Source organism: Paenarthrobacter sp. NPDC090520 (assembly GCF_044769205.1).
GTDB lineage: Bacteria > Actinomycetota > Actinomycetes > Actinomycetales > Micrococcaceae > Arthrobacter.
Genome location: NZ_JBIVXM010000009.1, coordinates 79,035 through 92,880 on the forward strand (window position 1 = coordinate 79,035; position 13,846 = coordinate 92,880).

The following is a 13,846-nucleotide window of genomic DNA, read 5'->3' on the forward strand; positions in this document are numbered from 1 at the left end:
CGGCCGGGGTCAAAACCTACCCGCTCTTCCTCGCGATGAACTCCCGGATCCAGTCGATGGTCCCGGGGTGGTCCAGGTGAAGGCCGTGCCCCGCGCCGGGTACACGCACCAGCACCGAGCCGGGGATGTGCTTCCGGAGGAGAACAGCGTTGGCCAAGGGCGTGAGCGGGTCCTCGGTTCCGTGGAGGATCAGCGTCGGGGCTTGGATGGAGCCGAGTTCGCTCCACGCATCATGGTCACGGCTCGCCTTGAAGTGCCGCGCCTTGGCCCAAGCCGACGCCCGGGACGTGAAGAAGGTGCGCACGGCCTCCGGATGGTCCGCAGCCCAGGCGGCATCAAAAAAGAGTGGAGCCAGTCGTGACAGATCCCCGCTGACCAGGGCTTCCATAGCATTAGGAGAAGCCCGCAAGGCTGGATCCGCTGAGCGCCCGCCACTCGTCGCGGCTAGTATCAAGGTCCGCACCCGGGACGGGTAGTCGATGGCCAGCCACTGTCCGATCCGGCCGCCCATGGAATGCCCATAAACATGGGCGGACGAAACCCCGGCAGCATCCAGCACCGCAGCGGCATCCTCGGCAAGCAAACGGGTGGTGTAGCGCCCGGCCTCCCCTCGGCCACTGCGTCCAATCCCCCGGTGATCGAAGCGGATGACGCGGAAAGAGCGGGACAGCAGCTCCGCCGTCGGGCCCCAACCGTCCATGGCCGTCGCCTGTCCGGCGATCAACAGCATGGGTTCGCCGGAGCCTGATTCGGTCCAGGCAAGTTCGGTACCGTCGCCGGCCGCAGCAAAGTTCACCGTGACACTGTAACTTTGCTGCGGCCTGCCAAACCCCCGAACGCGAACAACGTCACACAGCGGCAACCGTACGTGGGCCGATATCGAAGCCCGGGCCGCCAGGGACGGAATCGATCAAGCGGCGCGTGTAAGGATGCTGCGGATTCCCGTAGACGGCATCCACCTCGCCGGACTCCACCACCTCGCCGTGGAACAGGACCAGGATTTCGTCGCTGACGTGGTGCACCACATCGAGGTCATGCGAGATGAAGGCCATGGTCAGGTCCAGCTCCTTCCGGAGCCGGCCGATCAGGTTCAGGATCTCGGCCTGCACGGAGAGGTCCAGCGCGGAAGTGATCTCGTCGGCAATGATGAGCTTGGGTTGCACAGCCAAGGCACGGGCAATAGCGATGCGCTGCCGCTGGCCGCCGGAGAACTCGTGAGGATAGCGTTCGGCAACGTCGGGATCCAAACGGATTGTCGAGAGCCAATAGGAGATCTTCTCCCGGTGTTCTCTGGGGTTGGCCCGCAGGGGATCGATGGCCTCGGCGAGGGTCTGGCCGATGGTCCGCCGGGGGTTCAGGGACGAATACGGGTCCTGCGGGACCATCTGGACTGCCCGGCGCATGCGCCGGCGTTCAGCCCCGGACATCCTGGTTACGTCGTGGCCGGAGAATGAAATCACACCGCCGCTGGGCTTCACCAGACCCACGATCGCCTTGGCCATGGTGGATTTGCCGGAGCCCGATTCTCCAACGATTCCAAGGGTCTTGCCGGGCTGGATGCTCGCGCTGACGCCCTTCAGAACCGTGGCAGCAGAGCGGCCGGAGCCGAACGTAACCCGCACGTCGGTCAATTCCAGAACTGGCTGGTCTGTGCTCATTTGGCAACCTCCTTGGTATCACTGCCGGTTTCGTCCACAACCTCGTCCATGGTGAAGTCCGTTGCCCGCACGGTGATGAGTTCGGCCTTGCGTTCGGCAATGGACGGCGTCGCCGCCAGCAGGGCCTTGGTGTAGGGATGTTTGACCTTGCCTGCCGCGAGTTCCTCCCCCGTGAGGCGCTCCAGGATCTTGCCGCCGTTCATGACGATGACCTTGTCGCACAGTGCCTGCACCACCCCGATGTCGTGCGAGATGAACAACATGGCGGTCCCCATTTCCCGGTTGATGGTGCGGAACTGGCGGAGCACGTCGGCCTGGACAGTCACGTCCAGGGCAGTAGTGGGTTCGTCCGCGATGATCAGCCGGGGATCCGTGACCAGCGTGGACGCGATCATGGCCCGCTGCAGCATCCCGCCGGACAGTTCGTGCGGGTGCTGCTTCATGCGCTTCTCCGGCTGGGTGATCCGGATGTCGGCCAGTGCCTTGACCATGCGGCCGAACGCGGTATTGCGCGACTGGCCCAGGTGGACCCGACTGACTTCGGTCAGCTGGGATCCGATGCGCAACGCAGGGTTGAAGCTCGTTCCGGGGTCCTGGTACACCAGCCCAATGGAGGTGGCCAGCTCACGCGGGTTGTTCTTCTTCAGGAGATTCAAGTCCCCCAGGCGCATGGTCTTGGCGTTGACGCCGAGCTCCTCGGGCAACAGCCCCGCGATGGACATCGCCGTCAGGGACTTTCCGGATCCGGACTCGCCAACCAGTCCCACTACTTCGCCCGCGTGGATGCTGAGCGAAACGCCTTTCACCAGGGGAAGGCCCGACGGCGTGGTGACGGTCAGGTTGTCCACCTCAACGAGCGCTTCGGCGTCGGCCCGCAGGGAGGCGGGAACCTCGGAGGCCTTGCGGAGGCTGCCGAACTTCCGGCCGCCACGCGGATCTGTGGCGGCGGCGAGACCGTCGCCGATGAGCATGGCTGACAGGCCGGTGATGGTGATCATGATGGACGGCATCACTGCCTGCAGCGGCTGGGAGTAGATGTTGACCAGGGCCTCGTTGAGGAGCCGGCCGAAGTCGTATTCGGGGTTCTGCACCCCGAGCCCAATGAAGGACAGGCTGGAAAGGTCGATCAGGGTGGTGGCGAACACCGTGGCCGTGAGCACCAGCAGCGGCTCAGCCATGTTCGGGAGGAGGTGCCGGGTGATGATGTGCGGACCGGAGACCCCCAGGAGCCGCGCTGTGGAGACGTAGTTGCGCTGCGAAATCGAGGCTGCCATGTTCGCCGTTAGTCGGGCGAAGGCCGGGATGCTCGCAATGGAGATGGCCAGCACGGCAGACCACGTTCCTTGGCCCAAAATGGCGGCAATCAATAAGGAGAAGATGAGGCTCGGGTACGCAACGGCAGCTTCGATGACCCGGAGGACCGCGGTACGGATGCGGCGCGGTGCCAGCCAGACTGCGGTACCGATGGCGATACCTGCGACGACGGCGATCGCCGTGGTTGCCGCCGTCATGAGCAGGGTGAGCCTGGCAGCAACCAAGGACCGGGCCAACACATCACGGCCGAAGTCGTCCGTGCCGAGCCAGTGTTCGGCACTGGGCCCTTGGGAGGCCTGCGGGGTCAGCTTCTCGGCGGCATCCGTGAGGAACATCGGGGCGATGAGTGCCGTGAGGACCATGGCGGACATCAACACGATGCCGACAATGAGGCCCGTGGTCCAGCGGAACCGTCGGCGGGGACGGGCGGTGTCAGCCATTGGACTTTCCTCCAAGGGTGCGGGGGTCGATGAGGCCAAGGATGACGTCGACCAGCAGGTTGAGCACGATGGCCAGGAAGCCAAGGACCAGGATGATGCCCTGGATGACCGGGTAATCCTTGTTGACGATTGCCGTGACGATTTCGCGTCCCAGTCCTGGCCAGTTGAAGACGTTCTCCACGATGATGGCGCCGCCAAGCATGCCCGCCAGGATCAGCCCGGCCAAGGTCAGTGCAGTGGTCAGCAGGTTGGGCAGGGCGTGCCGCGCGTAGAGCCGCAGCGCAGGCAAGCGCCAGCCCCGGCCGGTGCGCAGGTAGTCCTGCTCCAGCACGGTGGACGTCTCGCGGCGGACCACGCGGGCAATCGAGCAGATCGGTGCGATGGAGAGACCGATCACGGGCAGGATCAGCGAGGTCAGCGAGGCCGCACCGGCTGCCGGAAGGACCTTGAGCATGATGGCAAAGACCACCACCAGCATGGTGGAGACCACGTATTGCGGGACCGCCTGGAAGAAACCCGTGAGCATCCCGAAGGACACGTCCAGCCATTTCTTGCGGCCGCCGCGGGTCAGGATGCCCACCAGCATGCCCACGGGAACCGAGACCAGCAGCACCAGGAGGATGCCCAGCAACGCAATCTCGGCAGTGAACGGCAGCTTGGTGGCGATGATCTGCGAAACCGAGGTGCTGTAGGCGAAGGATTCGCCGAGGTCCCCGGTGAACAGTCCGCCAACATAGTGGATGAACTGGATGTAGAGCGGATCGTTGAGGCCGAGGCTGTTGCGGATGGCCTCGATCTGTTCGGTGGTTGCGTCTGCTCCCGCCACGGCCACTGCCGGATCGCCCGGGATGAGCGGAACCATGAAGAAGGTCACGACGACGAGCAGGGCTACGGAGAGCAGGACACCGCCGGCGCGGCGAAGGGCGTAGTCGGCCCACGGAGACAGGCTCAGGGCCCTGCCCCGGGGGCCTTCGGCGGCCCCCGGGGTTTGGCTCTCAAGGATCTGGACTTCCTTGGAGAGCATGGTTGGTTCAGTCATCGTGAAGCCTTTGCTTATTTGGTGATGCGCAGGGTGGCGTAGTCGACAATCCCGGACGGTGCCTGGATGGAGAATCCGGAGCGCTGGGCGACGATCTGCGGCTCACCAACGAACGGAACAATGTCGTTGTCGCTGAGGATGCTCTTCTGGGCCTTGGTGTAGGCATCGCAACGGGCTGATTCGTCCGTGGCCGCCTGGGCCGTGGCGATGTCCGCCAGGATGTCCGCATTCTCGCCACCGCCGATGTTGCGGCCGCCCTTTTCCGTGGGAACGCCGGCGATACGGGTCAGGGAGGCTGCCACGGTTCCTACGAAGTTGGCGTCACCCTGCACGGTCAAGTCCCAGGTCTCCGGCTTGGTCTGGGTCATGGTGGCCCAGGTTCCGTTGTCCACAAGCTGCAGGTCGACAGTTGCACCGGCGGCGCGGAGTGCTTCCTGGACGTAGGTGCTGCCTGCACCGTTCGGTCCGATGCTGGTGGTGCCCACCATTTTGAAGGTCTTCCCCGAAAGCACTGCCTTGGCCGCGGCAACGTCTTCCTTGGTGAGGCTCGAGTTATCCGGCAGGACGCAAGGCACCGTAGGTGCAACGATCGAGTTGTAAGTGATGCCCTTGCCCGCGTAAGCGGCAGCGTTGAAAGCCTGCTGGTTCATCAGCTGGGCCACGGCCTTGCGGAGTGCGGGGTCGGTAAAGGGGCTTCCTTCGCGCTGGTTGAACAGAAGGAAGATGCCGGCAAAAGGCACCGACGTGACGGCGTAATCCTTGTTGCCTTCGAAGCGCTGCACGTCTGCCGGAGCGATGTCCGAGACGTCCATTTCACCGGTGAGGAGCTGGTTGGCCACCGTGGTCTTGTTGACGCCGGGGAAGAACCGCACGGTCTTGGCCGGAACACCTTCCAACGGCTTGGAGTACTGCGGCCACGCTTTGTAGTCCTCGCGGAGCGTCATGTCGTAGCTGACGCCATGGCTGGCCTTGGTCAGCGTGTACGGACCGGAGAACGCACCCTTGACGGCGCCCTTGGCCAGTCCATCCAGGTCAGCGAGGCCGGCCGGGCAGATGATGCCTGTCTGCGCCAAGGTCAGGCCGCCGATCAGCTCCGACCACGGCTGCGCAAGCTTGATGTCCACTGTGCCGGCAGCGTCGTCGCCGGAAATCACCGGCTGGCCGGGACCGAAGACGAGCTTGCCGAAGTTGTTCTTGGTGGCGGGATCCGCGAAGTAGCTGAGGGACTTCGCCACGATGGTGGGAGTAATGGGGGTACCGTCCGAGCACGTTGCGTCCTTGCGGATGGTCAACGTGGCGTTGGTGGCAGTGGATTTCCACTCAGTGGCCAGTCCGCCGATGAACTTCCCGTCAGCATCCCTGCGGACCACGGTGTCGTACAGGAACCGGGCTACCTCGTAGTCGTCCTTGGCGTTGGCCTTGGCCGCGTTGAAGGTAGTGGGATCTGCGTTGAGGGCGGTCCGGATAGTGTCCGTGGACATCGCCCCGCCGGAGGCGTTTCCTGCGGGTGCCTGGCCGCCCGTGGTGCAGCCGGTCAAAAAGAAGGCGGCAGCCGTGAGGGATGCCGCTGCGGCCATGAAAGTGGAACGTCCTTGCATAAGGGGTGAACCTCCTGGTCGCCTTCAGGGCTGCCTGGCCGCGGCGGATGCGATGCGCCGGGGAGTGCCGAAACCCGAAGGATTGAACTGCGATAAGTTTCGCGAATGAGAAGAGATTCACACATTGACCGAACGAAGTCAACGCTTTTTTGTGAGTTCCCCCACAAGAGACCTGCGCCACGCCGAGGATTTACAGACCGGAAACATCCAGGGCTTGACGGGGTCGAGAAAAAACGCGAAACTTTTCTCATATGTGATTGGCGTCTCAGGGCGGCCAACCCGAAGAACCCCGGATCAACCCAAAGGTGGAACACATGGCAACGACTCTCGAGCTCACAGTCCGCAAGGCACAGTGGACCCGTCCGCCGCGGGAACTGGTCCGCGCTTTCGAAGAATTCCCCGTCGCCAACATCGGCGATGCGATGGAGCGCCTCGGACTGGTGGACGGCAACATCAACCCGGTGTGGGCCGGCGCAAAGTGTGTTGGTTCGGCACTCACGGTCCTCGGCGCGGCCGGCGACAATGCGGCAGTCATCGAATCCCTCAATTACATCGAGCCTGGTGACGTAGTAGTCATCAACGGCTTCGGCCACGAACACCGGGCGCTGGTGGGTGAACAGCTCTCCCAGCGCTTCGAGGCCGCCGGTGCTACGGGTGCCGTGATCGATGGCTACATCCGGGACCGTGCCACCATCACCGACATCAAGTTCCCGGTGTTCGCGCGCGGCACCACCCCTGCCGGACCGTTCAAGAACGGCCCCGGAGTCATCGGCGAACCGGTGGCCATCGGCGGCATTGTGTGCGCCGCCGGTGACATCGTCGCCGCAGACGATGACGGCGTCGTCATCATCCCCCAGGCCCGCGCCGCGGAAATCCTGGAGCTGGTCAAGGCTGTCGCGGTCCACGAGGCCGAAATGACCGCCGAAATCACCCGCGAATACAGCTAACTCCTTCTCCCCTCCCCAACAGCGGGACCTAAACTGAGAGAACCACCAATGTCTAGTTCATCGACGGAATCAGTGGAACTGAACACCGCACAGGTAAAGGTCGTCACGGCTGACGGCAAGATGGTGCGCAAGGCTACTATTGCCGGCACCATGGGCTCCTTCGTGGAGTGGTACGACTACGGCATTTACGGGCTCCTGACCACGTACCTTGCCATCAACATCATGGGTTCCAAGGACCTCGGGTCCCTGCTGCTGACCAACGTCGGCTTCCTCGTCAGCTTCCTGGCCCGCCCCTTCGGAAGCGTTATCTGCGGCTATTTGGGCGACAAGTTGGGACGCAAGAACCTGCTGTCCATGCTGCTGCTCCTCATCTCCGGCGCCACTGCCTGCATCGGCCTCATCCCGTCGTCGTCGGTCATTGGCTGGGCGGCCCCTGCGTTGCTGATCCTCTTCCGCATCCTGCAGGGCTTCTCCGCAGGCGGCGAAGTGGCGGGCGCCATGGCGTTCGTTGGGGAGTATGCGCACAACAAGCACCGCAACTACTCCATGAGCTTCATCGCCGTGGGCTCCTTCTGCGCCCTGCTGTTCGGCAGTGCCTTCTCCGCGACGCTGATCACCACCCTCGGTGACGCCACCATGGAATCCTGGGCCTGGCGGATCCCGTTCCTCTTCGCACTTCCGCTCGGCTATGTGGGCTACTACATCCGCTCCAAGATGGAAGACACCCCGCACTTCGCGGCACTCCGCGAACGCAACGAAGTAGAGCGCAACCCCCTGCGCGCGGTCTTCACCTCCAAGCGCCACCTGAAGGCCATCGCACTGACCATCTTCCTGCCGGCGTTGAACGGCCCCGGCTACTACCTGTTGTTCGCCTACATGCCTACGTACCTGAAGACCCAACTGGGCTCCGGCAACAACTTCTCCATGGTCCAGGCATTGCTGGTGACGGCCGTCAGCCTGGTTGCCATCATCATCTCCATCCCGCTGATGGCCCGCCTCTCGGACCGCATCGGACGCAAGCCGGTGCTGGCACTGTCTGCAGTCCTCATGGCCCTCGTCTCCTACCCGATGTTCGCCATGATCACCACCGGAAATATGGGCCTGGCCTGCATCGCCACCATCGTGATGGCCATTGCATTTTCCGGCCACGCCGCCGTGGTCCACACGGTCCTGACGGAAATGTTCCCCACCACCGTCCGTTACAGCGCCTACAGCATCGGCTTCAGCCTCAGCACCATCATCTTCGGTGGCAGCGCTCCGCTGATCATGACCGAGATCATCAAGGCCACCAGCAACAGCATGATTCCGGCCTACGCCTCGATCGGAACGGCCATTATCACCCTGGTTTCAGTGTTCTTCCTCAAGGAAACCAAGGGACAGCCGCTGGCCACCCACTAACAAAACCCCGTACGACGGCGGCCTGCCGCCATTGCTGCCAGGCCGCCGTCGTTGGACCATAAAGCACCACACGAAAACCATTGGGAGTCACCTTGGGCATCAACTCAGTCGCCGTCGTTGCAGACCTCGGCGAAAGCTACGGAAACTACACCATCGGCGACGACGACGCACTGCTGGGCCTGGTCACGGCCTCCAACATCGCCTGCGGCTTCCATGCCGGCGATCCCCGCGTCATGGACGCCACGGTCAAGGCCTGCGTGGAGCGCGGCATCGAGCTCGGCGCGCACCCGGGCTACCCGGACCTGGTGGGCTTCGGCCGCCGCCTGATCGAGGCCAGCGAGGAGGAAATCCGCACAGACGTGCTGTACCAGATCGGCGCTTTGGACGCCTTCGCCCGGATCCACAGCGGCAAGATCAGCCACGTTGCCCCGCACGGCCGCATGGGCAGCATTGCCCAGACCGACGCCAAGCATGCCCGCGCCATCACGGACGCCATCAAGGCGTACGACCCGTCCTACATCGTGATCTGCCAGAACGGCCTGCTCGCCGAGGAATCCCGCAAGCGAGGCCTAGAGGTTGGCTACGTCTTCCTGGCCGACCGCGGCTATGGCGAGGATGGGATGCCGGTGTCCCGCAACACCGACGGCGCCCTGCTGCACGACCCGGAGGAAATCGGCCGCCGCGTGGTCCAGGTGGTCACCGAAGGAACCGTTACCGCCGTCACCGGCAAGATTGTGCCGCTCGGCCACGATGCCGACGTCGTGCTCCTCCATGGCGACCACCCGCAGGTCCTGGAGAACGGCACCGCCCTCCGCGCCGCGTTGGACAAGGCCGGCATCAAGGCAACAGGACTGCAGGAAGTGCTGGCCGAAAAAGCCAAACTCGCGACGGTCTGACCTACCCCACCAACAAGCCAAGGACCCATGAGCACGCACCCAGAGCCCGGACACCTGCCGGACATCAAGGCCGTACCGTTCGGTGATTCCGCGCTGATGGTCAGCGTGGCGTCCGGCACGGTCGAGGAACGGCAGGCCGGAAGCCGCCGGATCCGTGAAATCCTCCTCGACGTGCGGCCACATGGCCTGCAGGACGTGGTGGCAGGCGTCGACTCCATCCTGGTGGAGTTCGACTGCCTCGCCGTGGGGCACGCACAACTTGCCCAGACCATCAGGCTCGCGGCGGCTGGACGGTTCCACCAAGAAAGCGGACAGGCCGACGACAAGCATTTTGTGATTCCGATGGTGGTCAATGAAACCTTCGCCCCGGACCTGCCGGATGTGGCTGCGGAACTGGGCATCAGCCAGGAAGCCGTCCTTGGCCATCTTGAGGATTCCGTGCTGTCCATCAACCTCCTGGCCTCGGCCATGGCGCCGATGATGGGCACCGTCCGGTTCCCCGGGCAGGTGAGCCGCTGCAGGGAACCGCGGACCAACGTGGATCCGGGATCGGTGATGGTGGCCGGAACCAACGCCATCATCCAGCCCTTCCCGGGACCCACCGGATGGAAGGTCATTGGGCGCACTCCCCTGACCATCTGCGACATCCGGGAAGATCCGCCCACGTCCTACACGCCAGGAGACACCGTCCGGTTCAAGGTGGTCCCGGATTCCGAGTGGGATCGCCTGGCAGGGCAGTTCCTGCGGACCGATTCATACACGATTGGAGGGACGCTCTGATGGTAGAACGCACCAACACCATCAAAGTCCGCGAAACGGCCTGGCTGGCCACCTTCCAGGACCTCGGCCGGGAACACTCTGAAGCTTTGGGCGTTCCCTGCGGAGGTGCCGCCGACCAGCACTCGGCAGCGGTGGCGAACATCCTGGTGGGCAATGACCGGACTTCCACGTTGTTGGAACTCATGGGCGGCCGGTTCGTTTTCACCACGTCCAAGCCTGTGCTGCTCGCAGTCACGGGAGCTCCCGCAGATGTCACGGTCAACGGCAGCGCCGTGGCCATGTGGCAACCCGTCTGCGTCCCGGCGAAGGGACGCGTGGTGATCGCCAACGCCCATGGCGGCATGCGGAACTTCCTGGCCTTCAGCGGAACGCTCGTCACCGATCGCTTCATGGGCAGTGCGGCCCCCGAAGCGCGAATGGGCTTTCCGCAGCAGATCGCGGCAGGCCAACACCTGGAACTCCGGACCACCTATTCGGGCTTCGAGCATCCCTACCTGACGCAGCCGCTGTTTCGTCTGCCGGTACCCGTTCCGTCCTTTGAGCACTCGGTGTGGACCATCGACATTGTGGAGGGTCCGGAAACGGACGCCGCGGAGGGTATCCGGGAACTGCTTGCTTCGCGGGAATACACCGTCACCGCCAAGTCCAACCACGTTGGCCTTCGACTGGACGGTCCGGTGGTGCATCCTGAGGGGCTCGGTGAAATCGTCTCCCACGGCGTGCCCATCGGCGCGTTCGAGATCCCGCACGGGGACGAGCTCATCATTCTGGGGCGCTACCGGACCCTGACGGCGGGCTACCCGATTGTCGCCTTCGCTACCAAAGCCTCTTTGCCCATGCTGGGCCAGGCCCGTCCCGGCCAGCGGATGACGTTCCGCTGGGTGGCCCAAGAGCAGGCCGTCGCGGATTACCACGAGTCGCAGCGCCTGCTCGGCGTCCTTGAATCACGGGTCCGGAGCCTTTTCGGCGCCGTGGACCTGCCGCACCATTCGTCAAGCGCTACCGTCCGGGCGGCAGCCTGAGCCTCCACGGCCACGAACACTTGACCTTCACACTTCGCAAATGAGAAACTTTTCGCATATGTGATAGCTATCGCAATACTTTCCACATCTGGAGGAACGGAACCTTGGGACTTCTCGAAGGCAAAGTCGCCGTCATCACCGGCGCGGGGACGGGCATGGGCCGTTCGACGGCGGAACTGCTCGCAGCCGAAGGCGCACACGTGGTGCTGGTAGGCCGTCGGCTTCCGGTCCTGGAGGAAGTCGCCGCAGCAATAGCGTCCGACGGCGGCAAGGTCACCCCGCGTGCCGCGGATATCGCATCCAAGGACGACGTCGACGCCCTGGTCGCGTGGGTTTCCGAAAACCTCGGACCCGTGGACATCCTGGTCAACAACGCCGGGAGCGCCAGCAAGGTGTTGAACGTTCGCTGGATCAGCCAAGAGGAATGGAACGGCGTCCTGGACGTCAACCTCAACGCCGTATACCTCCTGACGCAGGCCGTACTGCCGGGCATGCTCTCCCGGAACACGGGCACCATCATCACGGTCTCCTCGCTCGCAGCGGTCAACCCGAACCTTTTGGGCGGTGCAGCCTACGGCGCAGCGAAGGCCGCGGTCCGGAACTTCATGACCTACCTGCACAACACCTTCCGCAACGAAGGACTCCGCGCCATCACCATCCTTCCCGGGGAAACAGCGACTCCCATCCTGGACAATCGCGCCCGGCCTCCGCGGGAGGAGGAACGCGAGGCGATGGTCCAACCGGAGGACGTCGCCCGTGCCATCCAGCTCGTGGCCACCCTGCCGCAGCGCACCGTGGTCCAGGAACTCGTGATTGCACCGACCGTGCAGCGCGATACCTCCGGAGACATCGAAATCAGCCGCTGGACCGGCGCGCCCGCAGAAGACCTTCCCCAGTGCTAGCAAGCCCCTCAAACTTTTCCCTCCAACCAGCCGAAGCAGGACTGCCATGACCCCCGAACCATCCACCGCCGTCGCACCCTTCCAGCCTTCCGAAGCCGTGCTGCGCGTCCAGCGCACCTCGCTGCGCGTCCAGCAGCCCCAGTCCAAAGGCGACCTCGTCTCACTCGCCATGGGCGAACCGGACTTCGACACCCCCGAACAGGTCCGCGCTGCTGCCGCCCGCGCCCTGGAAGAGGGACACACCCACTACTCGCCGCTGCTCGGCGAGCTGGTGCTTCGCGAGGAGCTGGCTGCCCGTATCGGCCAGCTCCTCGGCGAAGTGGCCAGCCCCGGCGACGTGCTCATCACCCAGGGCGGAACGGCTGGCCTGTCCGCTGCGATCCTGGGCATCGTCAACCCCGGTGACAAGGTGGTCATCCCGGACCCCACCTACTCGCTGTACGCCGATCTGGTCAGCATGGCCGGCGGCACCACCGTTCCCGTTCCGTTGGCCGATGACCTCCACTGGGACCTTGAGGCCCTCGCGTCCGCACTGCAGGGCGCCAAGATGTTCGTCTTCTGCAACCCCTCCAACCCCACGGGAATCGTCCACTCCCGCCAGGAACTCGAAGCCCTCGCAGACATGGTGGCCGGAACGGACACCCTGGTCCTCTCCGACGAGGCCTACAGCGACCTCGTCTACACCGAGGAACCGTTCACCTCCGCCCTGGAAATCCCCGAGCTGGCAGGCAGGACCATCTACTGCCAGACGTTCTCCAAGAGCTATGCCATGACGGGCTGGCGGGTCGGATACCTATGGGGTCCCTCCGATGTCATCGCCTCCGCAGCGCGTGTGCACAATACCTTCAACGGTTCCATGAACACGGCCGTGCAACTGGCGGCGCTCACCGCCCTCAAGACGTGCGGCCCGGACATCAAGCGCATGCATGCCTCCTACGCCGAACGCCGTCAACTCATGTTCGACGGCCTCAGCAAGATCCCCGGCCTCACCGTCAGCTCCCCCGAGGGCGCCTTCTACCTCTTCCCCAAGTACGACGTGGACCTCCCCGCCGCCCAGATGGTGGCGCACCTGCGCGAATTCGGCGTCGCCGTACGTCCGGGCAGCGAATTCGGGCGCAACGGCGAACACCACCTGCGGCTTTCCTACGCCGCCAGTGCGGAGGCGATCGCTGCCGGCGTCGAACGTCTTGCTGCAGGCCTCGCGGCCCTCAGGCAGGACGCGTGACCCTGCTCGACCCGCCGGCAGGGCTGCGCGTTGACATGCAGCGAAACCGGATGCTTTTGGTTGACGCGGCCGGCCGGCTCTTCGGAGCCGGCCGTTCGGCTACCATGTCGCAAATCGCCGCCGAGGCAGGCATCTCCACGGCCACGGCCTACCGGCACTTCGCATCAGTGGACGACGCGCTGGCGGCGTACCGGTTCGAGGTGGGCCGTGAACTGCTGGAGTTCAGCCGAACCCAGACGTCGGCCGGACTGGAATTATTGGAAGCCGTCTGCGCCAAGTGGGTGCACCTTGTGGTCCAGCACGGCGAGTCCATGATCCACACGCGGTCGGCAGAGGGCTATCTGGCCCGCGTCAAGGCAGGCGCCTACTACCTGACAGTCCAGGCCGATGCCCTTGCCATGCCTCTGCGGGAAGCCTCGCGGGAACTCGGTCTTCCGCATCCAGGGGACGAGGCGCTCTTCCTGTGGAACGGCTTCTTCGACCCCCGCGAAATCAACGATCTCATCCAGAGCCTGGACCTCACGGCCGAGCAGGCCTCCGCCCGATTGGTCAGGACCTTCACGGCCGCCCTGACAGGGTGGTCCGCTTCCAGGACCTAAGCTTGAGGAGACGAAAGGGTGCCCATCA

The 13,846-nt window shown here is 64.3% G+C and carries 13 protein-coding genes; 8 read left to right on the forward strand and 5 right to left on the reverse strand.

What is annotated here, in order from left to right:
* Positions 1-16: 16 nt before the first annotated feature.
* The 5 genes from ACIQTZ_RS12935 to ACIQTZ_RS12955 are packed head-to-tail and all read right to left on the reverse strand — an operon-like array spanning position 17 to position 6,028.
* On the reverse strand, positions 17-796 hold the full coding sequence (locus ACIQTZ_RS12935) for an alpha/beta fold hydrolase (RefSeq protein ID WP_402945502.1): 780 nt from the start codon (positions 794-796) through the stop codon (positions 17-19).
* Positions 797-848: 52 nt separating this feature from the next.
* Positions 849-1,658, reverse strand: coding sequence for an ATP-binding cassette domain-containing protein (locus tag ACIQTZ_RS12940; protein ID WP_402945500.1), 810 nt, complete (start codon positions 1,656-1,658; stop codon positions 849-851).
* Positions 1,655-3,412: a dipeptide/oligopeptide/nickel ABC transporter permease/ATP-binding protein gene (locus ACIQTZ_RS12945; protein WP_402981265.1), complete on the reverse strand. Its 1,758-nt coding sequence runs from the start codon at positions 3,410-3,412 to the stop codon at positions 1,655-1,657. The genes ACIQTZ_RS12940 and ACIQTZ_RS12945 overlap by 4 nt, the downstream gene beginning before the upstream one ends.
* Positions 3,405-4,451, reverse strand: a complete 1,047-nt coding sequence (locus ACIQTZ_RS12950; RefSeq protein WP_400336406.1) for an ABC transporter permease — start codon at positions 4,449-4,451, stop codon at positions 3,405-3,407. The genes ACIQTZ_RS12945 and ACIQTZ_RS12950 overlap by 8 nt, the downstream gene beginning before the upstream one ends.
* Positions 4,452-4,465: 14 nt before the next feature.
* Positions 4,466-6,028, reverse strand: a complete 1,563-nt coding sequence (locus ACIQTZ_RS12955; protein WP_402981268.1) for an ABC transporter substrate-binding protein — start codon at positions 6,026-6,028, stop codon at positions 4,466-4,468.
* 335 nt (positions 6,029-6,363) lie between these two features.
* Here ACIQTZ_RS12955 and ACIQTZ_RS12960 point away from each other — a divergent pair, with 335 nt between their 5' ends.
* From ACIQTZ_RS12960 to ACIQTZ_RS12995, 8 genes are all read left to right on the forward strand, one after another.
* Complete coding sequence (locus tag ACIQTZ_RS12960; protein WP_400272580.1) at positions 6,364-6,996, forward strand: RraA family protein; 633 nt, start codon at positions 6,364-6,366, stop codon at positions 6,994-6,996.
* 48 nt (positions 6,997-7,044) lie between these two features.
* Entirely contained in the window at positions 7,045-8,394 is a 1,350-nt protein-coding gene (locus ACIQTZ_RS12965) for an MFS transporter (RefSeq protein ID WP_402981271.1), read from the forward strand.
* A gap of 92 nt (positions 8,395-8,486) precedes the next feature.
* Positions 8,487-9,290, forward strand: coding sequence for a LamB/YcsF family protein (locus ACIQTZ_RS12970; protein WP_402981274.1), 804 nt, complete (start codon positions 8,487-8,489; stop codon positions 9,288-9,290).
* 27 nt (positions 9,291-9,317) lie between these two features.
* Complete coding sequence (locus ACIQTZ_RS12975) at positions 9,318-10,070, forward strand: carboxyltransferase domain-containing protein (protein ID WP_402981277.1); 753 nt, start codon at positions 9,318-9,320, stop codon at positions 10,068-10,070.
* The gene (locus tag ACIQTZ_RS12980; protein ID WP_402981280.1) at positions 10,070-11,092 is read left to right on the forward strand and encodes a biotin-dependent carboxyltransferase family protein; all 1,023 of its coding nucleotides are present in this window, start codon (positions 10,070-10,072) and stop codon (positions 11,090-11,092) included. Before ACIQTZ_RS12975 ends, ACIQTZ_RS12980 begins: the two co-directional genes overlap by 1 nt.
* Positions 11,093-11,196: 104 nt before the next feature.
* Positions 11,197-11,994, forward strand: coding sequence for an SDR family oxidoreductase (locus ACIQTZ_RS12985; RefSeq protein ID WP_402981283.1), 798 nt, complete (start codon positions 11,197-11,199; stop codon positions 11,992-11,994).
* A gap of 46 nt (positions 11,995-12,040) precedes the next feature.
* Positions 12,041-13,219 (forward strand): pyridoxal phosphate-dependent aminotransferase, encoded by a 1,179-nt coding sequence (locus ACIQTZ_RS12990; protein ID WP_402981286.1) that lies wholly within the window; start codon positions 12,041-12,043, stop codon positions 13,217-13,219.
* Positions 13,216-13,818 (forward strand): TetR/AcrR family transcriptional regulator, encoded by a 603-nt coding sequence (locus ACIQTZ_RS12995; protein WP_402981289.1) that lies wholly within the window; start codon positions 13,216-13,218, stop codon positions 13,816-13,818. The genes ACIQTZ_RS12990 and ACIQTZ_RS12995 overlap by 4 nt, the downstream gene beginning before the upstream one ends.
* Positions 13,819-13,846: the final 28 nt, after the last annotated feature.

Excerpts from the sequence above, each read along its gene's own strand:
- ACIQTZ_RS12940 (WP_402945500.1), bottom strand. The coding sequence starts at position 1,658 with ATGAGCACAGACCAGCCAGTTCTGGAATTGACCGACGTGCGGGTTACG.
- ACIQTZ_RS12945 (WP_402981265.1), bottom strand. The coding sequence starts at position 3,412 with ATGGCTGACACCGCCCGTCCCCGCCGACGGTTCCGCTGGACCACGGGC.
- ACIQTZ_RS12950 (WP_400336406.1), bottom strand. The coding sequence starts at position 4,451 with ATGACTGAACCAACCATGCTCTCCAAGGAAGTCCAGATCCTTGAGAGC.
- ACIQTZ_RS12955 (WP_402981268.1), bottom strand. The coding sequence starts at position 6,028 with ATGGCCGCAGCGGCATCCCTCACGGCTGCCGCCTTCTTTTTGACCGGC.
- ACIQTZ_RS12960 (WP_400272580.1), top strand. The coding sequence starts at position 6,364 with ATGGCAACGACTCTCGAGCTCACAGTCCGCAAGGCACAGTGGACCCGT.
- ACIQTZ_RS12965 (WP_402981271.1), top strand. The coding sequence starts at position 7,045 with ATGTCTAGTTCATCGACGGAATCAGTGGAACTGAACACCGCACAGGTA.
- ACIQTZ_RS12975 (WP_402981277.1), top strand. The coding sequence starts at position 9,318 with ATGAGCACGCACCCAGAGCCCGGACACCTGCCGGACATCAAGGCCGTA.
- ACIQTZ_RS12980 (WP_402981280.1), top strand. The coding sequence starts at position 10,070 with ATGGTAGAACGCACCAACACCATCAAAGTCCGCGAAACGGCCTGGCTG.
- ACIQTZ_RS12990 (WP_402981286.1), top strand. The coding sequence starts at position 12,041 with ATGACCCCCGAACCATCCACCGCCGTCGCACCCTTCCAGCCTTCCGAA.